We start from the raw sequence: 21,993 nt of genomic DNA, 5'->3' as shown, positions 1-21,993 counted from the left end.
GACACGCGTCATGGACATGGAAGACAAGCTCGCCAAGATCGGCATCACCGGAAAGCTCTTCAAGCTCTACCTCGCGGCGGTGGAGCTGGGCGAGGCGCCCGTGCAGGAGGTCGCCGCCCGCGCCGGCCTTGCCCGCACCACCGCCTATGATGTGCTCCCGCGCCTGGAGCAGGAGGAACTCATCCGCATCGAGGAGCGCGCGGGCCGCAGATATGTGGTGGCGGAGGACCCGGTGGGCATGCTCCAGCGCCTGGAGCTGCGCCGGCAGGTCATCTCCGACGTGATGCCGCAGATCCGCTCCCTCTACAACCGTGCCAAGGGCAAGCCGCAGATCCGCTTTTACGAGGGGGAGGACGGCATCAACACCGTGCTGTGGGACACCCTGACCTGCCAGAGCAAGACCCTGTGCGGCTTCCTGTCCATGAACGAGCTGATCGAGACCCCCGGCCTCAAGGAGATGGATGTCTATATCGCCGAACGGGTGAAGCGCGGCATCGCCCTGAAGGTGCTGCGCTCGCGCAACAAGGATGTGGAAAAGATCTGGCCATCGGGTCACACGCAGATGCGCGAATTACGCTACACGCCAGAGCCCATCACCCTTGGCATCACCCAATACATTTACGATGACAAGGTCTCCATCATCTCCTCCAAGCGAGAAAATTATGGTCTCATCATCGAAAGTGAAGACTTCGCGCGCCTGCAATCGGTGATGTTCGAGACCATGTGGGCCATCTCCACGCCGGCGGGCGCCGCGGCATCCGCCGGCGGCGGAGCCTGAAGCGCCCCGCACGCTTCAGGCCGCCGGCCATCGGCACCCGTCCGGGACCGGCGCCGATAGGGGCGCTCAGACCCAGCCACCACGCAGCTTCAGCATGCGCAGCGGGTTGTAGGTGAGCAGCTCCGTGCCGTCGCTCCGCCGCACCGAATTGAAGGTGCGCACCAGCCCGCGATCGCCGCGGGAGGTCACCCGCATCTCGCTCACCTCGCAATAGACGGTGAGCGTGTCGCCCACCACGGTCGGCCCCTTCACCCGCACATCCGCTTCCAGGAAGGCGAGGCCCGTGCCCTGCATCATGGGCAGCAGCAGGCCCTCCGCGAAGGCATAGACGAGGGCCCCCGGCACCACCGCCGCCGGCAGCGCCATGTCGGCCCGGTGATCGGCATCGGTGAACAGCTCCTCCGTCATCCAGGTGAGGTTGCAGAAGTTGGAAAGGTCCGCTTGCGTGAGCGTGCGCCCCGCCGTGCGGAAGGTCATGCCGATGCTCAGGTCCTCATAATGGAACCCGGTGCCGATCCTGCGGTAGCCTGCGTCATTCGCCGTCATCTCATCCCTCCCCATCCATGCCGATGCTGCCCTCGGCGGCAAGCCGGCGCACCTCCTCCGGCGCATAGCCGAGCGCGGCGAGAATGGCCGCGGTGTCGGCTCCGCACCGCGGCGCGCCCCGGTCGTCCGCGGCCGGGGCGTCGCGGTAAAGCACGGGCTGGCGCAGGGCCCGCGCCGCTCCCGCCTGCGCCTGTCCGCCCGGCGCGAAGAAGCCGACATCGGCCAGATGCGGATCGACCAGAAGGTCGTCGAGGTCGTTCACCCTGGAATGGGGAATGTCGAGGCGCGCGAAGGTCTCCAGCCACGCGCCGGTGGTCCGGCCGGGGATCGCGGCTGCGACGATGCCATAAAGCTCGTCCACCCGCCGGCTGCGCTCGCCCGCGTCCGCGAACCAGCTCTGCGCGATCACGTCGGCCCGCCCGATCTCCTCGAGGATGCGTCGCCATTGCTCGCCGGTATAAGGCAGCACCGCCACCCATCCGTCGCGGGTGCGGTAGGGCTTGCGATTGCGTGAAAACAGGCGGTGATATCCCGCCCCCTCCGGCGCCGCGCCGAAGGTGGCCGCCGCCAGATGCTCGTTGAGCAGGAAGCTCACGAGGGATTCGAACATGGGCACTTCCACCTCCACCGCCTCGACGGTGCCCCGCTCGCGCGCCGCAAGCGCGGCAAGAATGCCATAGGCGGCATAGAGCGAGGCCACCTTGTCGGCGATGACGCTTGGCACATAGGACGGCTCTCCGCCCGCATGCGCCGGCAGCATGGCGAGCCCGCTCGCGGCCTGGATCACGTCGTCGAAGGCCGGCCGGTCGCGATAGCGCCCATCCTGGCCGAAGCCGATGGCGGAACAATAGATGATGCGCGGATTGATCGCCTTCACCGCGGAAAAGCCGAAGCCGAGGCGGGTGATGGCGTCCACCCGCATGTTGTGCAGCAGCACGTCCGCATCGGCGATGAGACGCGCCAGCACCGCGCGGCCGCCCTCCGACTTGAGATCGAGGCAGATGCTGCGCTTGTTGCGGTTGTTGTTGAGGAACATGGCGCTCATGCCGGCGCCTTCGGTGGGATGAACGGAACGCGCCAGTTCCCCGCCTGGCGGCTCCACCTTGATGACGTCCGCGCCGAGGTCCGCAAGGATCTGTCCCGCGAACGGGCCGAGCACGATGGAGGAGATCTCCACCACCCGGATGCCGGTGAGAAGGGGGGTCATGGCACGCGGCTCCGTTCGAGAATGAGTGCGGCGGTGCGGATGTGGGGGCGGTCCACCATGCGGCCGTCGAGCTGAAAGGCGCTGGCGCCGGGATGCGCCGCCGCCAGCTCCAGCACCCGCCGCGCCCAGTCGAGGGTTACGGCATCGGGCGCAAGCCCCTGATGGATAGGCGTGATCTGCGCCGGGTGGATGGCCATGCGGGCGGTGAAGCCCAGCTCCCGCGCGCGGGCGGTATCCGCCGCCAGCCGATCGGGCGTGCGGAAGTCCGGATCCACCGCATCGATGGCGGCGATCCCCGCGGCGCGCGCGGTGAGCAGGCAGAACAGACGCGCCTGCTCCGCCAAGGCCGCGCCGGCGTCTGTCGCCCCCGGCAGCGGCGCGCGGCCGATGTCGGCGGACAGATCCTCCATGCCCCAGGTGTAGCCCTGAAGGCGCGAATGCCCCCGCCCAAGGTCCGCGCCGTTGAGGAGCGCGGCAGCGGTCTCGGTGACGATGCCGATGATGCCGACGGCGCCCTTCGGCAGGCCGTCGCGGGCCTCCAGGGCATCGAGCCCGTAGGCCACGGGATCGAGCTGGCGCACGGCGGACAGCTTGGGCCAGACGAGGCCGCGGACGGCCCGAAGCGGCAGGGCGGTCAGCTCCTTCAGCGCGCGCTCTGGATCGGTGCCGTTGAGCCGCACATAAAAGCGCGGCCCCACCCCGTCCACGCGGGCTGAAAGAAAAGCGCACACCGCCGCAAGCGCCGCGTCCTTGCGCGCCGGAGCAACCGAATCCTCAAGATCGAGAATGAGCGCATCGGCGAGGCCGGCGGCGGCCTTGGCCATCTTCTCCGGCGCGTCGCCGGGCACGAACAGGTAGGAGCGGGGCCAGGTGCTCATGCCGGGATGCTCGCCTGAACCGGACGCTTGCGCATCAGCGCCTGGCGGCGGCACACGGCCACCTCGGCGCCATCCTGGTTGAAGGCGCGATGCTCGAACTCCACGAGGCCGGCCTCGGGACGCGAGCGGCTCTCGCGCTTCGTGACCACCATGGTCTCGACCCGCAGGGAATCGCCCTGGAACACCGGCTTGGGGAAGCGCACGTCGCTCATGCCAAGATTGGCGATGGTGGTGCCGAGCGTGGTGTCGGCGACCGTGATGCCGATCATGAGGCCGAGGGTGAACAGGCTGTTCACCAGCGGCTGGCCAAACTCGGTCTTGGCCGCGAAGTGCCGGTCGATGTGCAGCGGCTGCGGATTCATCGTGAGACAACTGAACATCATGTTGTCGTATTCGGTCACCGTGCGGGTGATGGCGTGGGGCATCACCCGCCCCGGCACGAAGTCTTCGAAATAGAGCCCCGCCATGGACGCAAATCCTGAACACAGAGGAAATCCGGCGCGGGCGGGCCGTCGCCCGCGCCCGTTCGATCCACCTTGCGCGATGTCTCAGCGCTGCGCGGCGATAGCGGCGCGAAAGGCCGCGAGCACCTTGTCGGCGGGCTTGCCGCGCTTTTCGAGATTCTGCGCCCAGTCCTTGGACACGCTGGCGAAATTAGCTTCCAGCACCTTCTCCTGCTCGGGTGTGAAGGTGACCATCAGCGTGCCCGTGTCCTTGAGCCTGGTGGCGAGTTCCGCTTCTTCCTGGTCGAACTGGGCGCAGGCGTGGCCCACGGTCTCGTCGCCGGCCTTGGTGAGCGCCTCCTGCACATCCCTCGGCAGGCTCGCCCATTTGCTGGCGTTGATGGAATAGGTGATGCCCACGGTGCCGAAGTTCTGGCCCACGGTGACCGACTTCACCACCGCGTTGAGGCCATAGGAGAAGGTGGAGGTGTAGGGCAGAAGGGCGCCGTCGATGGTGCCCTTGGTCATGGCGTCGAAGATTTCCGGCGGCGTCATGCGGATCGGCACCGCGCCGAGATCCCGCAGGGCAAGCTCCATCGGGCCGGGATTGGAGCGGATCTTGCGGCCCTTGAAATCCTCGAAGCTCTTGAAGCCGGCCTTCTCGGAAAAGATGGCCTGATAGGGCGAAAGCGCCACCACATAGAGCACGCGCACGCCATTGGGCTTGAATTCCAAGGTGTCCAGCAGGCCACCCGGCTTCGCCAGGGCCCAGAACGCCTTCGCCCCCTCGCAGGAGGAGTTGAAGCCGCCTGGCAGCTCTGCAACGGCGCCCAGCGGCATCTTCTCCGACACATAGCTCGGCACGATGTAGCCGATGTCGGCAAGACCGGTCTGGGTGACGGTCAAAAGGTCTTTCGCCTTACCGAGCTGCTCAGCCGGGAAGTGCTGGAACTCGACCTTGCCGCCGGACAAAGTCTTGGCGCGGTCAAAGAAGTATTGGGTCGCCTTCTTGGTGATGGAATGGCCGGCGGGCAGGGAATCCGCCAGCTTCAGCGACACCTCCGCCGCCTGGGCGGAGACCAGAGCGGCGGCAAAGACGGCGGCGGCCAACGGAACAGAGCGGCGCAATCGACGGGTCATGGGGTTTCCTCCAAATGTCGGGGCCTGATGGGCTCAGACCTTCTCGGCGTAGGGCGGGGCATAGATGACGAGCACGCGCACGGGCGCCTCGCTCGCGGCGGTGAAGACATGGTCCTTGCCGGCGGGAAAGAAGCAGACATCGCCAGGGCCAAGATGCAGGGTCTGGCCATCCACCTCGGCGGTCGCCTCCCCGGCGAGCACATAGCAAACCTGCTCGATGCCATCGTGATGGTGGGGATGGGCGCCGGCCCCCTTCTCGATGGTGCCTAGCAGCACTTCCACCTGCTCGGCACCCACCGTTTCGCGGCTGATAAGGCGACGGTTCACGGTGCCCGAATGATTGGCGGGAGAATAGGTTTCAACCTCGCTTTCACGGACCAGGTATCGGCGTGTCGCCATCGGGCGTTCCTCCAGTTCTTGCGTTATTTCATGGTGCCCGGCAGCCACAGCACCAGCGCCGGGAAGGCGATGAGCAGCCCGATGACGATGATGTGGGCGATGACGTGGGGCGTGATGCCGGAAAAAATCTCGCTCAGGGGCCGCCCGCTGTAGCGCGAGACCACGAACACGTTGAGCCCGAGCGGCGGCGTGATCATGCCCACCTCCGCCGTCACCACCACGATCACGCCGAACCACACCGGATCGAACCCCAGCGCCTTGATGGCCGGCACCGCGATGGGCACCGTCAGGATCAGGATGGCGAGCTGGTCCATGAAGCAGCCGAGCACGATGTAGATGGCCACGATCAAGGCCATGACCACATAAGGCGAGACATCAAGGGAGGTCACGAAGATCACGGTGCTCTGGGTCACCTGGGTGAGGGTGAGGAAGAAGCCGAAGATGCTGGCGCCGATGACGATCATCAAGATCATGCAGGTCGCCCGCGCGGCGCGGGTGAGCACCGCCACCAGTGTGGGCCAGGTGAGCTTGCCGAGCGCCGCCGTGAGCATCAGTGCGCCAAAAGCGCCGAGCGCCGCCGCCTCGGTGGGCGTCGCGATGCCGAGATAGATCACCCCGGTGACGATCAGCAGCAGCGCCAGCATGGGCCCCACCTCCCGCACCGCCGCCGCCTTTTCGCGCCATGTGTAGCTGCGACCGGCCGGCGCCAGCGCGGGGTCCCGCCAGATGAGGACATAGACCGTGGCGATGATGGCCGCCGTGACCAGGAGACCTGGAATGACACCGCCGATCAGCAGGTCGGCGATGGAGACCTCGGCGATGATGCCGTACAGCACCAGCGCGATCGACGGGGGAATGAGCATCGCCAGCGTGCCGGAAATGGCCACCACGCCGCAGGAGAAGCGCGGTTCGTAGCCAGCCCGCATCATGGCGGGAATGGAGGTGGCGGACAGCGCCGCGGCCGCCGCCGTGCTCGATCCGGAGATGGCGCCGAAGCCGGCGCCGGCCAGCGCGGTTGCCACCGCGAGCCCGCCGCGCACCCGTCCGATCCAAACCGACATGGCATGGAACAGACCATCGGCAATGCCGCTCGCCACCACCAGTTCCGCCATGAGGATGAACATGGGGATGGCGATGAGTTCATAGGAATTGGTGACGGAAAACGGCGTCGTCTCCAGCACGCCAACCACGGCCGTCGTTCCGGCGATGGCGAGCAGGCCGGTCGCGCCGGCGATGGCGAGCGCAAACCCCACCGGCGTGCCGATGGCCAGCAGCGCGAATAAAAACCCGATGACCAGGACCGATGTCATGGCGTTTCCTCGACTGTTCTTGGTTCTATTGGGTCCGCGAGCATCGCGACGGAGCCGCGGCGCTCGCATCGGCCCCGGCGCACCGGGCGCCGGAAGGTCACAGGTGATGCTCGCTCTTGATTTCCGGATGGAGCACCCTGAGCACGCACAGCAGCAGGATCGGCGCGGTGCCGATGGGCACGATCCAATAGGCCAGCCAGATCGGCCAGGGGATCAAGGTCGCCATCACTTCGAGTTGCGCCGTGCTGGCGATGGCCCGCAGAAGGCCGGTCCACAGCACCACCGCGAACAGGATCGCCGACAAGGCATAGGTGATGCGGTCGAACAGGCGGCGCAGCACCGGCGGCGCCTGCAGATAGAGAATGTCCACCCGCACATGCTCGTCATGGCGCAGGGTATTCGACAGGCTGAAGAAGAATACCCCAACCATCAGGTAGAGCGATATCAGGTCATAGGAAAAGCCGAGCGGACTGTTGAAGAGATAGCGTAGCCCCACGTCCGCGAAGACGATCAGCATCATCGCGAACAGAAAGGCGGCGGCGATGGTCAGCAAGACCTTTTCAAACCGGGCGAGCGCCCGGGATACTGCCAAAATCACGGGGCGTCTCCCTGTCCTTCGAAGCTCGAGCGGATCTTGTCGATGGCCTCGGCTATGCGCGCGGCGGTCTCGGCCCGCTTGTCCATGAGCCGGTAGTTCGGGCCCGCCACCGAGACCGCGAGGCGTTCGCCGTCGAGCACCAGCGGCATGCCCACGCCGAGCACGTCGGCGGTGAACTCCGACAGGTTCTCAAACCAGCCGCGCTCGGCCGAGGCGACGATGTCGGCCTCCACCGCGGCGGCATCCGGCAGGGTCGCGTCGCGATACTTCTGGAACGGCAGCGAGGCGTAGAGCCGCGCCCGCTCCTCCGGCGTGTAGCAGCTCAAAATGGCCTTGCCGGCCGATGTCACCTGGATCGGCCGGCGCTCCCCGGCCTGGGCGAAGTAGCGCACCGGATGGCGGCTCTCCAAGGCGTCCAGATAGACGATCTCGGCATCGGAACGATGGGCCAGCAGAACCGTCTCGCCGGTCTGCTCCTGGAGCCAGGTGAGCACCGGTCGCAGCCGATCGATGAACGGATCGTTCTCGGCGATGTCCTGGGCCAGGGCCAGCAGGCGCCGGGTGGGGTAATAGCCCCCCCACAGGCGCATTTCGTGGATGAAGCCACCCGCCTCCAGCGTCTCCAACAGGTTGAAGGTGGAGGATTTCGGCAGCGCCAGCGCCTCGCTGATCTGCGACAGCGTGCGCGGCCGCCGCACCTTTGCGAACAGCTCAAGAATGGCGAGGAGGTTTTCAGCCTGTTTCACAATCATGAACTTTTTTTCAGATATGCGAACGAAAGAGTCAAGAGGGGTATTATATTGCAGCGCAACACCAATGGATGTTTGCACTGCGGCGCATGCCGCCGCCCGCCGACCGGCTTCCCCACGGGAGCAGCATCGCCACGATGCGTTCATGCAGCACATATTCATTTTTGCATCAAAGACCGAAGAGGCGGACCCTTGAACGCGCCACTGGCCGAATTTCCATGCCGCCGCCAACACCGGGACAGATGCTGCGCTGCGGCCATTCCACCGTCGCTGCGAAGGTGCAGCGCCTTGCGATGAGTTGGCGCATCAACACCCGCCCATTCCGCCGACCGCTCGCCATACCCGAATTTTTTTATCGTTATTTTACAATCCATTAAGGCTCCCGCTCAGCCCTGGCATGGTTGTTGCCATTCCCTCATCAACAAGAAGACGGAGCGGGATATGACGATGACTTTGGCAACGCGGGTCGAAGACCTTCCATTTCTCGATGTGAAGGATCCGGCCTTTTCCATTCGGTCCCCGGAAGTTGCGGACGCGCGCGAGCAGAGCTGGTGCGCCCGCACGCCCTACGGCATCGCGGTGCTGCGCTATGACGAAGTGCAGAAGCTGATGCGCGACCCCCGCCTGCGCCAGGGCAGTTACGCTTGGCCGGCCATGAATGACGCCACCGGCAAGTTCGCCGATTGGTGGAGCCGCATGCTCCTGAGCCAGGAGGGCTCCGACCATGCCCGGCTGCGGCGCCTCGCCAATCCGGCCTTCTCGCCGAAGCTGGTCACCAGCCTCCAGCCGGCCTTCGCCGTCCTCGCCAATGAGCTCATCGACACCTTCGCCAAGAAGGATTCCTGCGAATTCATGGCGGATTTCGCCGAGCCCTATGCCACGCGCGTCATCTGCACGCTGCTCGGCCTGCCCCATGAGGTGTGGCGCGAACTTGCCGATATCGCCGCCGACATGGGCCTCGCCCTCGGCGTGACCTTCAAGCAGGACATTCCACGCATCGACGCCGCCACCCAGAAGCTGTTCGACTATGCGGCCAACCTCATTGCCGATCGCCGCGCCCGCGATCTCGGCACCGATTTCCTCAGTCTGCTCATCAAGACCAATCAGGAGGACCAGCAGGCCTTATCCGACCAGGAGATGGTCGACATGGTGGTGCTCGCCATCTTCGGCGGCATCGACACCACCCGCAATCAGCTTGGCCTCGCCATCGACATGTTCCTCCAGCACCCGGCCCAGTGGGCGTTGCTGGCGGCGCAGCCGGAGCTTGGCCGCGCGGCGGTGGAGGAGGTGATGCGGGTGCGTCCCACCATCACCTGGGTCACGCGCGAGGCGGTCACCGACTTCAGCTATGAAGGCATCGACATCGCCAAGGGCACCACGCTGCACCTGTTCAGCCAGGCGGCCTGCTCCGACCCGCGCGCGTTCCCCGACGCCGGCTTCGACATTACCGCCGAACGCAAGCCCCACTTCGGCTTCGGCGGCGGCGCCCATCACTGCCTCGGCCACTTCATCGCCCGCGGCGACATGACCGAGGCCCTCGCCATCCTTGCCCGGCGGCTGAAGAACATGCGCCTCGGCGGCGAGCCGAAATGGCTGCCCGACAGCGGCAATACCGGGGCGATCAGCCTGCCGATCGCCTTCGACCCCGAAGTCTGAATCAAGAACAAGCCTGCCATCCAGAAGCTGAGGGGAAGTGCCATGCGCATGTGCGTGGATATGAAGAAGTGCCAATACCATGGCCAGTGCGTCATCGCGGCGCCGGACCTTTTCTCGTTCGCCGAGGACGGAAGCCTCAAGTGGGTCGAGACGATCGACGACAGCCTCCGCCAGCAGGCGGAGGATGCCGCCGACGTATGCCCGGAGCAAGCCATCACCCTTGAGGGCTGAGGCATGGCTCCGCGCGTCGTCGTCGTGGGGGCATCCCTGGGCGGCCTTCGGGCCGCCGAAGCGCTCACCAGCCTTGGCCTCGCCCCCGGCCAGGTGACCATCGTCGGTGCCGAACGGCACCCGCCCTACAACCGTCCGCCGCTCTCCAAGGAGCTGCTGGAAGACCTTGGCGACATCCCCGATGCCTTCGCCAAGACCGCCTTCCGCCTGAAGCCAGAGGTCGCCGCCGCACACTGGCGCCTCGGCACCCCCGCCGTCGCCGCCGATCTCGGCACGCGCCTGGTCCACCTCTCGGATGGCAGCACGCTGCCCTATGACGCGCTGATGGTGGCGACCGGCCTCACGCCCCGCCGCCTGCCGTTCCCCGGCGGCGACCGGCAACGCTTCGTCCTGCGGACGCTGGAGGATGCGGCGGCGCTCCGCCAGGCGCTCCGGCCGGAGCACGCCGTGGTGGTGGTTGGCGCCGGCTTCATCGGCTGCGAGGCTGCCGCCACCGCAGCCAAGCTCGGCTGCTCCGTGACGGTGGTGGAACCGCAAGGCGCGCCCATGGCCCGCGCCATCGGCGCCGAGGTGGGCGCCGCCCTGCAGCGCCTGCACACCGCCCGCGGCGTGCGCTTCCGCACCAAGGTGGGCGTCTTGGAACTCATCTGCGACAGAAGCGGCACGCTGAAGGGGGTCAGGCTCAGCGATGGCACCGAGCTGGAAGCGGATGTGCTGGTGGAGGCCATCGGCTCTTCTGCCAATGTGGATTGGCTGCGGGGCCAGGGCCTCGACCTTTCCAACGGCCTCCTGTGCGACAACCACATGCGGGTGGAAGGCCGCGGCGACCTCTACGGCATCGGCGACGTCGCCCGCTTCCCCAATCCGCTCTATGACGCCGAGCCGCGCCGGGTGGAGCATTGGTGCGTGCCGGGCCAGACCGCCCGCCGGGCCGCCGAAACGGTGGTGGCCACCCTGAACGGCGCGCCCCCGCCCGAGGCGGAGTTCCGGCCCCTGCCCTCGTTCTGGAGCGACCAGCACGGCCTGCGCATCCAGTCGTTCGGCCTGCCGGCCATCGCCGACGGGATCGAGGTGCTGGAAGGCGCGCTCGACACGCCGCAGACCATCGAACGCGGCGTGGCGATCGGATACCGGCGCGCCGGGCGGCCGGTGGCCGTGCTCGCCATCGCCCTGCCGCCGGGCCGCGCCCTGCGCCACCGCGCCTTTCTCGACGCCTGATGCGGGCGGCCGCGCGCCGCCCTTCCGACACAGCCTTTAACCCAGTGGGAGATCCTCATGGGACCGGAGAAGCTTGCCCTGAAACTGGACGAGGACGGGATCGACACGATCCATGTCGGCCAGTTCGACCATTCCGGCGTCTTTCGTGAACGGCGCCTGCCCCGCGATTCCTTCCTGGCCTGGGCCCGGGAGCCGCGCTTCGCCAACGTGATCGCGCTGTGGGATTCCGCCGACGCCCTGTTCGGCGCCGGCCCCTATCTCACCGAGGATGTGTCCGTCGACACCGCCTCCCTGCGCCGCTACCCGTTCGAGCCGCGCGCCGCTGCCATCATCATGGAGCTGTCCGGCCCTTCCAAGGCCCTGATGCCTCGGGCCGTGCTGCGAGCCCAGGTCGAGCGCGCGGCGGCGCTCGGGCTCGAGGTGCGGGCCGCCTTCGAATTCGAGTTCCTGGTGCTGGAGGAGACGGCGGACAGCTTGCGCGCGACGCGCTTCGCCGAGCTGCGCTCGTTCGCGCCGGATAACAAATGCTGGTCCGGCCAGACCGCCGCCAATCACGGCGATTTTGTCGCCGGCCTGGAGGCCACCCTGCGCGCCACCGACATCGCGCTGTTCTCGGTGGGGGGAGAACTCGGCCCCGGCTGCTTCGAGGCCACGTTGGGGGCGGTGGAGCCCCTGAAGGCCGCCGACGACGCCGCCTTCTTCCGCCTCGCCACCCGCGCCCATGCGCGGCGCCATCGCAAGACCGCCAGCTTCATGCCGTATCTGGGCGCCGGATACCCCGGCATCGGTGGCCACATCCACCTTTCGCTCTGGGACAAGGCCAGCGGCCGCAACCTGTTCGCGGACCCCGCCGCGACCACCAACGCCGCCGCCCGCGCCTTCATCGGCGGCATGACGCGCACCGTGCCGGACGCCTTCGCCCTGTGTGCCCATACCGTGAATGCCTATCGCCGCTTCGCGCCCGGCTCGTGGGCTCCGAAGTCGGTGAGCTGGGCCGAGTTCACCTTCACCACCGCGGTGCGCTCGGTGCCCTCCGCCGAAGCGAGCGCGCGGCTGGAGTTCCGCCTGCCGGGCACCGATTGCAACCCCTATCTCGCCCTTGCCCTGATGCTGGGCTCCGGCCTCGACGGCATCGAAGACAAGCTCGAACCCCCGCCGGCAAGCCCCGACAACGGGCCGGACGACATTCCGGAAGGCGCCCTTCGCCTGCCGCGCAACCTCGGCGATGCCTCTGAGCGGCTCGCCGCCAGCGCCCATGCCAAGCGCCTGTTCGGCACCCGGTTCGTGGAGCATTTCGCGAAGATTTGCGCCGTGGAAGACGCAAGCCTCGCCCGCGCGGTAAGCGCCCAGGAGGTGGAGCGCTACCTGGAAGGCTGATGGCCGCCGCAAAAACCAAAAAAAAGCCAAATAACCAGAGGGTCAAGAACCGTGAAACACTTTCAGGAAACCGACGTCTTTCGGGAAATCTCCGACCCGTTGCGACAGGAGCGGGTCGCCCGCGTGCGCGAAAAGATCGATCGCCTCGGCGTCGAATACATCTACTACCAATATGTCACCATCACCGGCCGGGTGCTGGGCAAGGCGGTGCCGGCCCGGCACTGGGAACAGAATGCGAAAAAGGGCATCCAGACCTGGATCGGCGGGGTGGCCGACCTCACGGTGGACATCACCGGCACCCTCATCGGCTTCTCCGCCAATGACGGGGAGTGCCTCGCCCTGCCCGACCCGGAGACCTTCTGCCAGCTCCCCTGGGAGAAGAAAGTGGCGCGGGTGTTCTGCACCCTGTTCTACGGCCTCGAGGACCCCAAGACCCCTGGGGCTTATTACGAATGCGACACCCGCGGCAACCTGAAGCGCTTCGACCGCGAGTTCCGCCTGAAGCACGACGGCCTGCACCTGCGCGTGGGCATGGAACCGGAAATGCTGTGGCTGCGCCCCACCGGCGATGCCAAGCGCCCCTATGAGGGCATCACCAAGGCCAGCGCCTACCACATCGACCAGTTCGAGTCGGTCCGCCCGGTGTGGATGCAGGTGTACGAATACGCCCAGGCCATGGGCCTCGACATGATCCAGGGGGACGTCGAGGACGCGCCCGGCCTTTTGGAGCTCAACTTCGCGTTCGACGACGCACTCGCCACCTGTGACCGCCTCACCACCTACCGGCAGATCTGCGCCGAGGTGGCGCGCCAGCACGGACTTGTCGCCTGCTTCATGGCCAAGCCCATGATGGGCGTGCCCGCCAACGGCTGCCATCACAATTGCTCGGTCTGGACCGGTGGCGAACGGCGCCTGGTGCCGCTGGTGAAAGGCGAGCTGCCCGGTATGGACGAGGTGTTCACCTACACCAAGGGCGGCGTGAATGCGTTCGAGAACACTGAAGGCGGCTGGCTGCCGACCGAGCTGGGACATCATGTGCTCGGGGGCGCGCTGAAACACATCGGCGCCCTCACCGCGCTGGGGGCCACCACCGTCAACTCCTACCGCCGCTTCGCCGACCTTGGCCTGTGGGCGCCGGTCGGCGCCAACTGGGGCCTGCAGAACCGCTCCTGCTCCATCCGCATCTCGGCCCCGGACCGCTTCGAGTTCCGCGCCGTGGACGCCATGGTGAACCAGCACCTGTTCTGCAGCGCCCTGCTGAAGGCCATGGACGACGGCATCGAGAACAAAATCGACCCCGGCGCGCCGGAAAGCCGCAACGTGGTGGAGGTGATGAAGGCGGGCACCGAGACCATCCCCTCCATCCCCCTCGACCTGCATGAGGCGCTGGAGGCCCTGAAGGCCGACGATCTCATCCTGAAGGCCATGCCCGGCCGCCTCTACGAGCTCTACGACAAGCTCAAGCGGGACGACTGGCGGCGGTTCCTGAAGGAAGTCACCGACTGGGATCTGAACCGCTACATGCATCACTTCCCCTAGAGATTTTCAAGCGAAGCGGCGTCCGGTTCACGTGAAGAACATGTGGAAACGCAAGCGCTTGGAGCGGATGTCGTTCCCACGCGTCTTCGCGCGAAGCGGATGCCGGCGCGGCGAGACACGCGCGCCATCTCGATCAGCTGGAGCGGCGCCCGTCGGCTGGTTCGAGCGGGCGCCGCTCCCGGCCGCGACCGGACGCCCCGCGCGGGGCGGCCTCCCCCCTCCTCCGCCCGCCCCAAGCCAGGATGCCCGCCCGTGAGCACCTCTTCCCCCAAGCCCGTCGCGACATGGTCCGCCGAGGACTGGCACGCCCGCGCCAAGACCCTCTCGTTGGACACGCGCCTGTTCATCGACGGCGCATTCCGGCCCGCCGCCGACGGGCGCACCTTCACCACCGTCAATCCCGCCACCGGCGCGCCGCTGGCGGAGATCGCGCGGGGCTCGCAATCGGATCTGAACGTCGCCGTTGCCGCCGCGCGCCGAGCCTTCCGGTCCGGGTCCTGGTCGCGCCGGGCGCCACGCGCGCGCATGGCGGTGCTGCAGCGCTTCGCCGATCTCATCGAAGCCCACGCCGGCGCATTCGCGCTGCTCGACGCCCTGGAGATCGGCAAGCCGGTGTCCTCGCTCACCGGCTTCGATATTCCCTGCGCCGTCACCAACCTGCGCTTCGCCGCCGAGGCCATCGACAAGATGGAGGGTGCGGTCACCAACACGGCGCAGGAGGCCTTCCATTACATCCTGCGCGAGCCCCTGGGCGTGGTGGGCCTCATCGTGCCGTGGAACTACCCGCTGATGATGGCGTGCTGGAAGCTCGGCCCGGCGCTGGCCACCGGCAACAGCGTGGTGCTGAAGCCGGCTGAGCAAAGCTCGCTCTCCGCCCTGCTGCTGGCGCGCCTGTTCAGCGAAGCCGGGGGGCCGGACGGGGTGTTCAACGTGATCACCGGGTTCGGCGAGGAGGTGGGCCAGGCGCTGGCGCTCCACGGCGACGTGGACAAGATCGGCTTTACCGGCTCCGGGGCCGTCGGCGGGCTCATCCTGGAATATGCCGGCCGTTCCAACCTGAAGCAGGTGACGCTCGAATGCGGCGGCAAGTCCCCGCAGATCGTGCTCGCGGATTGCGATCTCGACACCGCCGTGCGCAACGCCGTCATCGGCAGCTACGCCAACCAGGGCGAGGTCTGCGCCGCCGGCTCCCGCCTGCTGGTGGAAGAGGCGATCCACGACGCCTTCGTTGAAAAGTTCACCGCAACCACCCGCGCCCTGTTCTGTCCGGGCGACCCGCTCGATCCCGCCACCACCATGGGGCCCCTGGTGGACGCGGGGCATCAGCAAAAGGTGCTCTCCTTCATCGAGAGCGGCCGCCAGGAGGGCGCCAGCCTCGCGTTCGGCGGCGGCATCCCGCGCGATCTCAACGCCGGCTGCTACGTGGAGCCCACCCTGTTCACGGGCGTGGACAATGCCATGACCATCGCCCGCGAGGAAATCTTCGGCCCGGTGACGGCCGTGATCCCGGTGAAGAACCTGGAGCACGCCATCTCGGTCGCCAACGACACCGATTTTGGCCTCGCCGCCTCCATCTGGACACAGGACCTCAGGAAGGCCCACCGCTTCGCCCGCGAGGTGGCCGCCGGCATGGTCTGGATCAACACCTATTTCGACTATGACGCCACCGCCCCATGGGGCGGCTTCAAGCGCTCCGGCAACGGGCGCGACAAATGCCTGGAGGCGCTGACCCACTACACCCAGACCAAATCGGTGTGGATGAGCCTCGCCTGACCATCGCGACCGTGCTGCGGCGACGCCGCAGCAACGCTGCATCCGCGCATCACTGATATGAAAAGTATTCCATTTTCATATTGAAAAACAAAAGGACTTTCCACTGGCATAAACCTTGCGCCCACAAGCATTCGGCCCTGTCGCGCGGCAACGCTCCGCAACGACGGGCCACGGCGACGGCGGCCGCCCCACTCCCGCTTCAGGGCGTGGGCGCAGCTCACCGCGCCGGACGGAACGGTTAAAATCAAAGAGGGGAACAACCGTGAGTCACGCAACAAACTCTGCTGCATCGACCTTGTCCGAAGACGAGCAACAACTTCGAGCCCTGGGCTATACATCGAAATTCGACCGCAGCATGTCGCTGTGGGAGAATTTCGCCCTGGGCTTCACCTATCTGTCGCCGGTGGTGGGCGTTTATTCGGTGTTCGCGTTCGGCCTTGCCGCCGGCGGACCGCCCATGCTGTGGGCCTATTTCATCGCCGGCTTCGGCCAGTTCCTGGTCGCGCTCATCTTCGGTGAGGTGGTGTCCGAATTTCCCATCTCCGGCGGCCTCTATCCCTGGGCACGCCGCTTGGTCGGCCGGCGCTGGGCCTGGCTTGCGGGATGGACCTACGCCTGGGCGCTGTTCACCACCATCGCCGCCGTGGCGGTGGGGGCAGGCCCGTTCCTCGCCCTGCTGCTGGGATTTGAGGTGACGCCCACCGCCACCACCCTGATCGCCCTGGCGCTGGTCGCCGCGTCCACGGCGCTCAACCTCATGGGCACCAAGCTGCTGGCGCGGGTGGCCATGTTCGGCTTCATCTGCGAATTGGTCGGCGCCCTGGTGGTGGGGGTCTATCTGCTCATGTTCCACCGCGAGCAGCCGTGGGGCGTGGTGTTCGACACCCTCGGCGTCGAGGGCGGCGGCTCCTACCTGCCGGCTTTCCTCACCGCCGCCCTGGTGGGCCTGTTCTCCTGCTACGGCTTCGAGGCGTGCGGCGACGTGGCGGAGGAAACGCCCGATCCCGGCCGGCGCATCCCCAAGGCCATGCGCATGACCATCTATATCGGCGTCGGCGCCTCCGCGTTCGTCTGCTACGCGCTGATCCTGGCGGTGCCGGACATCGGCGCCGTCATCTCCGGCAAGGTCACCGATCCGCTCGGCGAAATCCTGCTCTCCTCCTTCGGCCCGATCGGCTCGAAGGCGGTGATCGTGGTGGTGATGGTCTCCTTCATCTCCTGCGTGCTGTCGCTGCAGGCGGCGGTCAGCCGCCTCATCTTCGCCTACGCCCGCGACAAGATGATCTTCGGCTCCAGCGTGCTTGCCCGCCTGTCAACGGGCCACCATGTGCCGTCGGCGGCGCTGGTGATGGCCGGGGTGATCCCGTCCGCCATCGTCTGCCTCGGCCTGTTCGTCCAGGATGCGCTGACCACCATCATCGGCTTCGCCGTGATCGGCATTTACCTGTCGTTCCAGATGGTGGTGCTGGGTGCGCTGCACGCCCGCTCGCGCGGCTGGGTGCCCACCGGCAAGTTCAGCCTCGGCGCCTTCGGCCTTCCGGTGAACCTCGCCGCCCTGGCCTATGGCTTGGGCGCCATCATCAACCTGATGTGGCCGCGCTCGCCCGATGCCGCCTGGTACGTCAACTACGGGACCCCGCTGACGGTGGCGGTCGTGCTGGGGGTGGGGCTCACCTACATGCTGCTGTTCCGCTCGCACGAGCGCGGCACGGCGCCCTATGCCGACGCCTGGAAGCTCAACGCCGCCCCGGCGGGCGACGCCGCCGTGTCCCAACCGACCTGACATCCCCGGCGGAGGCGCCCGCGCCTCCGCCGCTCTGCCCCCGACCGTGTTGCAGCGGGACGCGCCCTTGCGGGCGCCGCCCCGCAGGAGCCCCATGATGACGCGCCCCACCCTTCTGTTCATTTCCCAGTTCGCCGCCGCCGGCACCTACGACAAGGCGATCTGGCGCCGCGTGCAGGGGGAGGACGACGAGACGATCCCCTTCAAGGCCATGCTGGACAGCCTCGGCGTCGGCGACGCCCTGAATGTCCGCGCGGTCCGCGCCCACGAAGGCGAGCCCCTGCCCGACGACCTCGACGCCATTGATGCGGTGGTGCTGGGGGGCAGCTTCGCCTCGGTCGGCGACGGCCATCCCTGGCAGCAGGCCATCGCCGCCTTTCTCAAGGAGTGGCGCGCCACCGGCAAACCCCTGTTCGGCATCTGCGGCGGACACCAGATCATGGCCACCGTGCTCGGCGGCCGGGTGGAGCGCGCCCCCACCCCACATGTGGGCTCGCTGCCGGTGACCCGCACCGAGGCCGGCATCCGCCACCCCCTGTTCACGGGCTTCGACGACGCATCGCCGTTCTTTTTCGGCAATTTCGACAGTGTGGTCGAGCCGCCGCCCGGCGCGGTGATCCTCGCCACCCGGCCCGGCCTGCCAGCCGCCGCCATCGACCATGGCGGCGGCTGGCTCTCGGTGCAGTTCCACCCGGAATCCACCGCCGACCGCATGGCCACCTGCCTGCTGGTGATCGATCCCGCGCAGGCTTCCGCCTACAGCTTCATTCCCGGCTGCGAACGAATGGTCCTCAATTTCCTGCGCTTCGCCGGCCTTGTCGACGACACCGGTGCCGATCGCGCGGAGCGGGCCTGATGCGCCCGCTCATCGCTTTGGTCGGCGACCTCCGGGACCTGTCCGGCCTGCCCCACCATATCGTCGGCGACAAATACGCCCGGGCGGTGCATGCCTTCGCCGGCGGCCTGCCAACCCTCCTCACCGCGGTCATCGCCCGCGACGACATCGGCGCCGTGGTTTCGGCATTCGATGGCTTCCTGTTCACCGGCAGCCCCTCCAACGTCCACCCCGACCGGTGGGGCGGGCCGCCCCAGGCGCCCGGCCCGTTCGATCCGGCGCGCGACGACCTGTCCCTGCCTTTGATCCAGGCCATCATCGCCGCGGATGTGCCGGCCCTGTTCATCTGTCGCGGCTTCCAAGAGCTGAACGTGGCGCAAGGCGGCACCCTGGAGCCGGAGCTGCGCGCCGTGCCCGGCCGCATGCTCCACCATGCCCCGGAGGACGCCCCCACGGACCGTCAATACGCCCCCTTCCACGACGTGGAGCTGGTTCCCGGCTCGCCGCTCATCGACGTGTTCGGCAGCGCGCGGTTCGCGGTGAATTCCCTTCATTACCAGGGCCTCGCCCGCATCGGCCGGCGCCTTTCCGTGGAGGCGAAGGCACCCGACGGCACGCCGGAAGCGGTGCGCGTGAGCGACCATCCATTCGCAGTGGGCGTGCAATGGCATCCGGAGTATCGTCCCGAGCTGTCGCCCCCCGGCGCCCGCCTCTTCGCCGCCTTTGGCGCGGCGGCGGCGGACCGGAGGCGGCGGCGGACGACCCCGGCGCCGTGCGGCGCCACCTGAACGTAAGGACAAGATGGAATGCCCGAGCCGGCTGGCCTGCAGCTCATGGAGGACGAGCGCCAGGCCTTCGCCCTCGCCCAGGAGAGCCTGGACGATCTGCTGATCGACGTGGTGGGGGAGGACGGACGGTTGCTGTGGGCCAACGAACGGCAGAACCGCGCCGTCGGCCTGCCCGCGGACCTGATCGCGGGCCTGCCCATCGACGCCCTCTACACGCCCGACTCCGCCGATACCGTCGCGGCGCTGCTGCGCCATGCCGCCGATGGCGGCCACCTGCCGGCCTGCGAGCTGACGCTGGTGGGACGCGGGGGACGCAGCCTGAGGACCCTGGCGCAGCCGCGATATGTGACCTGGCACGGACGCACTGCGCTCGCTCTCACCAAGATGGACTTCGGGGCGGTGGGCCTGAAGCACCAGGAGTTGGAGGACGACGCCCGGCTGCTCGGTGCCATCGTGCGGAACGCCACCGAAGCCCACTGGGCCATCGTGTTCCTGGAGCCGGTGGACACCACCCAGCCCAAGGCGGAGGTGATCCGCCAGGTGTTCGAGAACCAATCGGTCTGGCGCATGTGCAACACGCCCATGGCCCGCCTCTACGAACTGCCCGACGACATGGACCTCAACAGCCGCGACGTGCGCCTGCAATGGCCGCGCAGCGCCGCCAACGAGCGCTTCGTGAATCAGATCATCGACGCCAATTACGAGATCGACGACGCGCTCAGCATCGATTCCCGCCACGATGGCACCCCGGTCTACATCCGCAACGATGTGCGGGCCGAGATCGTCGATGGCTTCCTGCGGCGATTGTGGGGCAACTGCCGTGACGTCACCGATCAAAGGCAGAGCGAGACCGACAGCGCCGAGCGCCTCGGCTCCCTGCGGCGGGTGTTCGACGCGGTGCCCGATGCCGTGATCGTCCTTGATGGCGACGGCGCGGTGGTCATTCGCAACCTAGCCTTCGTCGCGGCCCATGGCAGCGGCGAGACGATGGAGCGACGCCTGGCCCTGAAGGTGCGCAAGGCCATGGCGACCGGCACGACCCCGGACCGGGGCTGGCGCAGCCTCTCCACCGGCGGCGGCGCGCTGCGCCTGCACTGGCGCCAGGTGCCCGGCACCGGCGATAGCCTCTGGAACGTGCTGGTGGTGCGGCCCCTCGACGCCAGCGCCGCCAAGGCCGGAAAGACGCCGGCCGACGGCCCGGTCCGCCGCCGCCGCAATGGCGCACGGGAGGCGGCGGAGACGTGAGCGACCCTTCGGAGCTTCAATCCTTTCGTGTCATCCTCCGGGACGGCGTATTGGTCGAGCGGGAGGCCTTCGACGCCTTTCTCGCATCGGCGGAGTTCCGGGCCTTCGCCAACCTCCTGCCCGGCCCCCTCATCATCGTGAACCCGGAAGAGGCCGTGGTTTTCTCCAACCGCTCGGCCGAAAAGCTGGCCGGCAGCGGTCCGCTGCCCGGCCGGCTGCCGCTCGCCACCTTCCTGCAGCAGTCCAACCTGGACATGGACGACTTTCTGGCCGCGACCGAGCGCGGCCAGTCCCAGGGCAGCGTGCGGGCGCGCGGCTCCGGCCGCGTCTATCAGGCGCTCCGACGCGTCCTGAGCGTCGATGGAGAACTGCGCGGCTTTTCGCTCTATTGGCTGAACGACCCCGATGGCTGGGACCGCGCCCGCCGCGGCGCGCAGAGCCGCACCGTGGGGCGCGCCGAAGTGGAAGCGCAGGGCGAGCTCTCCTTCCCGCCTGATCTCAAGGACCAGATCGGCCGTGCCCAGCGCGCCTATGCGCGGCGCTTCCGCATCCTGCTGCTGGGCGAATCCGGTGTCGGCAAGACCGCCGTCGCCAAATTCATCCATGCCGCCGGAGGAACCGGCGGACGGCCGTTCGTGCACGTCAATTGCGGCAGCATCCCCGAAACTCTGTTTGAATCCGAGATGTTCGGCTATGAGCGCGGCGCCTTCACCGGCGCGCTCCAGGCCGGCAAGCGCGGCTTCATCGAAAGCGCGGGCGGCGGCACGCTATTCCTCGACGAGGTCGGGGAAATTCCCCTGGCAAGCCAAGCCAAGCTATTGAAGTTCCTGGAGGATGGAACCATCCAATCGGTGGGCTCCGCGGTCAGCAAGAAGGTCGACACCCATGTGGTGGCCGCCACCAACCGCGATCTTGGCCGCATGATGCAGGAGGGCAGCTTCCGAAAGGACCTCTATTTCCGCCTCGCCACCTTCCCGGTGCACATCCCCCCGTTGCGGGCGCGGGCCGACCAGGAGGAGATCCTGGACGCCCTCCTGGTCCGCGCAAATCGTGAACGCGGACGGCCGCTGCGGCTTTCTCCCGCCTGCCGGGCCGCCATTCTCGCCCACGATTTTCCCGGCAATCTGCGTGAGCTGCGCAGCATCGTGGAATATCTCGACATCGTGGCCGACGAACTGGCCGAGCCCATTCATCTCCCCGAAAGCCTCAACACCGGCGCCAGCGTTCGCCCTCGGCAGCACGAGGACGCGGCTCCAGCCCTCCCCGCGGGCGAAGACGGCGCCACCTTGAGGGAGCTGACCCGCGCCTTCGAGGATGATGTGATCCGCCGTGCCCTCGACCGCTACGGATCGAAACGGGAGGCCGCCCGCCGGCTGGGCGTGGATATCGCCACCCTGGTGCGCAAGACCACGCGGCCACGGGAATAGGTATTGATGCGTTCGTGCCGAAAGATGTGCTGCATTCATGCAGCATTTGGCCTGTTTCGGACGGATATGGCGC

General features: G+C 67.5%; 21 protein-coding genes. 12 read left to right on the top strand and 9 right to left on the bottom strand.

Going from position 1 to position 21,993, the window contains the following annotated elements; all coding sequences use genetic code 11:
• The first annotated feature begins 10 nt into the window (after positions 1–10).
• Positions 11–778, top strand: coding sequence for a TrmB family transcriptional regulator (locus tag HUW53_RS08940; RefSeq protein ID WP_237345406.1), 768 nt, complete (start codon positions 11–13; stop codon positions 776–778).
• A 66-nt stretch (positions 779–844) separates the two neighbouring features.
• Here HUW53_RS08940 and HUW53_RS08935 read toward each other — a convergent pair whose 3' ends face one another.
• The 9 genes from HUW53_RS08935 to HUW53_RS08895 form a co-directional block, all read right to left on the bottom strand.
• Entirely contained in the window at positions 845–1,324 is a 480-nt protein-coding gene (locus HUW53_RS08935; protein ID WP_237345405.1) for a MaoC family dehydratase, read from the bottom strand.
• Between the two features lies 1 nt (position 1,325).
• Positions 1,326–2,531 (bottom strand): CaiB/BaiF CoA transferase family protein, encoded by a 1,206-nt coding sequence (locus tag HUW53_RS08930; protein WP_237345404.1) that lies wholly within the window; start codon positions 2,529–2,531, stop codon positions 1,326–1,328.
• Entirely contained in the window at positions 2,528–3,409 is an 882-nt protein-coding gene (locus HUW53_RS08925; RefSeq protein WP_237345403.1) for an HpcH/HpaI aldolase/citrate lyase family protein, read from the bottom strand. Before HUW53_RS08925 ends, HUW53_RS08930 begins: the two co-directional genes overlap by 4 nt.
• Complete coding sequence (locus HUW53_RS08920; protein WP_237345402.1) at positions 3,406–3,876, bottom strand: MaoC family dehydratase; 471 nt, start codon at positions 3,874–3,876, stop codon at positions 3,406–3,408. Before HUW53_RS08920 ends, HUW53_RS08925 begins: the two co-directional genes overlap by 4 nt.
• A gap of 81 nt (positions 3,877–3,957) precedes the next feature.
• On the bottom strand, positions 3,958–4,992 hold the full coding sequence (locus HUW53_RS08915) for a TRAP transporter substrate-binding protein (RefSeq protein WP_237345401.1): 1,035 nt from the start codon (positions 4,990–4,992) through the stop codon (positions 3,958–3,960).
• Positions 4,993–5,025: 33 nt separating this feature from the next.
• The gene (locus tag HUW53_RS08910) at positions 5,026–5,391 is read right to left on the bottom strand and encodes a cupin domain-containing protein (protein ID WP_237345400.1); all 366 of its coding nucleotides are present in this window, start codon (positions 5,389–5,391) and stop codon (positions 5,026–5,028) included.
• Between the two features lie 23 nt (positions 5,392–5,414).
• On the bottom strand, positions 5,415–6,701 hold the full coding sequence (locus HUW53_RS08905) for a TRAP transporter large permease (RefSeq protein ID WP_237345399.1): 1,287 nt from the start codon (positions 6,699–6,701) through the stop codon (positions 5,415–5,417).
• Between the two features lie 97 nt (positions 6,702–6,798).
• Entirely contained in the window at positions 6,799–7,299 is a 501-nt protein-coding gene (locus HUW53_RS08900; protein WP_237345398.1) for a TRAP transporter small permease, read from the bottom strand.
• Positions 7,296–8,051 (bottom strand): IclR family transcriptional regulator, encoded by a 756-nt coding sequence (locus tag HUW53_RS08895; protein ID WP_237345397.1) that lies wholly within the window; start codon positions 8,049–8,051, stop codon positions 7,296–7,298. Before HUW53_RS08895 ends, HUW53_RS08900 begins: the two co-directional genes overlap by 4 nt.
• Before the next feature lie 438 nt (positions 8,052–8,489).
• Here HUW53_RS08895 and HUW53_RS08890 point away from each other — a divergent pair, with 438 nt between their 5' ends.
• The 11 genes from HUW53_RS08890 (at position 8,490) to HUW53_RS08840 (ending at position 21,920) form a co-directional block, all read left to right on the top strand.
• Positions 8,490–9,704 (top strand): cytochrome P450, encoded by a 1,215-nt coding sequence (locus HUW53_RS08890; RefSeq protein ID WP_237345396.1) that lies wholly within the window; start codon positions 8,490–8,492, stop codon positions 9,702–9,704.
• A gap of 60 nt (positions 9,705–9,764) precedes the next feature.
• Positions 9,765–9,935, top strand: a complete 171-nt coding sequence (locus HUW53_RS08885; RefSeq protein WP_237345395.1) for a ferredoxin — start codon at positions 9,765–9,767, stop codon at positions 9,933–9,935.
• A gap of 3 nt (positions 9,936–9,938) precedes the next feature.
• Positions 9,939–11,153, top strand: coding sequence for an NAD(P)/FAD-dependent oxidoreductase (locus tag HUW53_RS08880; protein WP_237345394.1), 1,215 nt, complete (start codon positions 9,939–9,941; stop codon positions 11,151–11,153).
• Between the two features lie 57 nt (positions 11,154–11,210).
• Entirely contained in the window at positions 11,211–12,530 is a 1,320-nt protein-coding gene (locus HUW53_RS08875; RefSeq protein ID WP_237345393.1) for a glutamine synthetase, read from the top strand.
• Positions 12,531–12,581: 51 nt separating this feature from the next.
• Complete coding sequence (locus HUW53_RS08870) at positions 12,582–14,069, top strand: glutamine synthetase family protein (RefSeq protein ID WP_237345392.1); 1,488 nt, start codon at positions 12,582–12,584, stop codon at positions 14,067–14,069.
• 252 nt (positions 14,070–14,321) lie between these two features.
• Positions 14,322–15,842, top strand: coding sequence for an aldehyde dehydrogenase family protein (locus HUW53_RS08865; protein WP_237345391.1), 1,521 nt, complete (start codon positions 14,322–14,324; stop codon positions 15,840–15,842).
• 262 nt (positions 15,843–16,104) lie between these two features.
• A complete protein-coding gene (locus tag HUW53_RS08860) occupies positions 16,105–17,625 on the top strand; it encodes an APC family permease (RefSeq protein WP_237345390.1) in 1,521 nt (506 codons plus the stop codon).
• A gap of 94 nt (positions 17,626–17,719) precedes the next feature.
• Positions 17,720–18,481 carry a type 1 glutamine amidotransferase gene (locus tag HUW53_RS08855; RefSeq protein ID WP_237345389.1) on the top strand — a complete coding sequence of 254 codons (762 nt, stop codon included), beginning with the start codon at positions 17,720–17,722 and terminating at the stop codon, positions 18,479–18,481.
• A complete protein-coding gene (locus HUW53_RS08850) occupies positions 18,481–19,248 on the top strand; it encodes a gamma-glutamyl-gamma-aminobutyrate hydrolase family protein (protein ID WP_237345388.1) in 768 nt (255 codons plus the stop codon). The genes HUW53_RS08855 and HUW53_RS08850 overlap by 1 nt, the downstream gene beginning before the upstream one ends.
• Positions 19,249–19,266: 18 nt before the next feature.
• Complete coding sequence (locus HUW53_RS08845; protein WP_237345387.1) at positions 19,267–20,493, top strand: PAS domain-containing protein; 1,227 nt, start codon at positions 19,267–19,269, stop codon at positions 20,491–20,493.
• Positions 20,490–21,920: a sigma 54-interacting transcriptional regulator gene (locus tag HUW53_RS08840; RefSeq protein WP_237345386.1), complete on the top strand. Its 1,431-nt coding sequence runs from the start codon at positions 20,490–20,492 to the stop codon at positions 21,918–21,920. Before HUW53_RS08845 ends, HUW53_RS08840 begins: the two co-directional genes overlap by 4 nt.
• Positions 21,921–21,993 lie beyond the last annotated feature (73 nt).

This window comes from Xanthobacter agilis (genome assembly GCF_021730435.1).
Classification (GTDB): Bacteria; Pseudomonadota; Alphaproteobacteria; order Rhizobiales; family Xanthobacteraceae; genus Xanthobacter; species Xanthobacter agilis.
The sequence above is the reverse complement of the archived record's forward strand: the minus strand, read 5'-3'. Positions and strand labels throughout refer to the sequence as shown.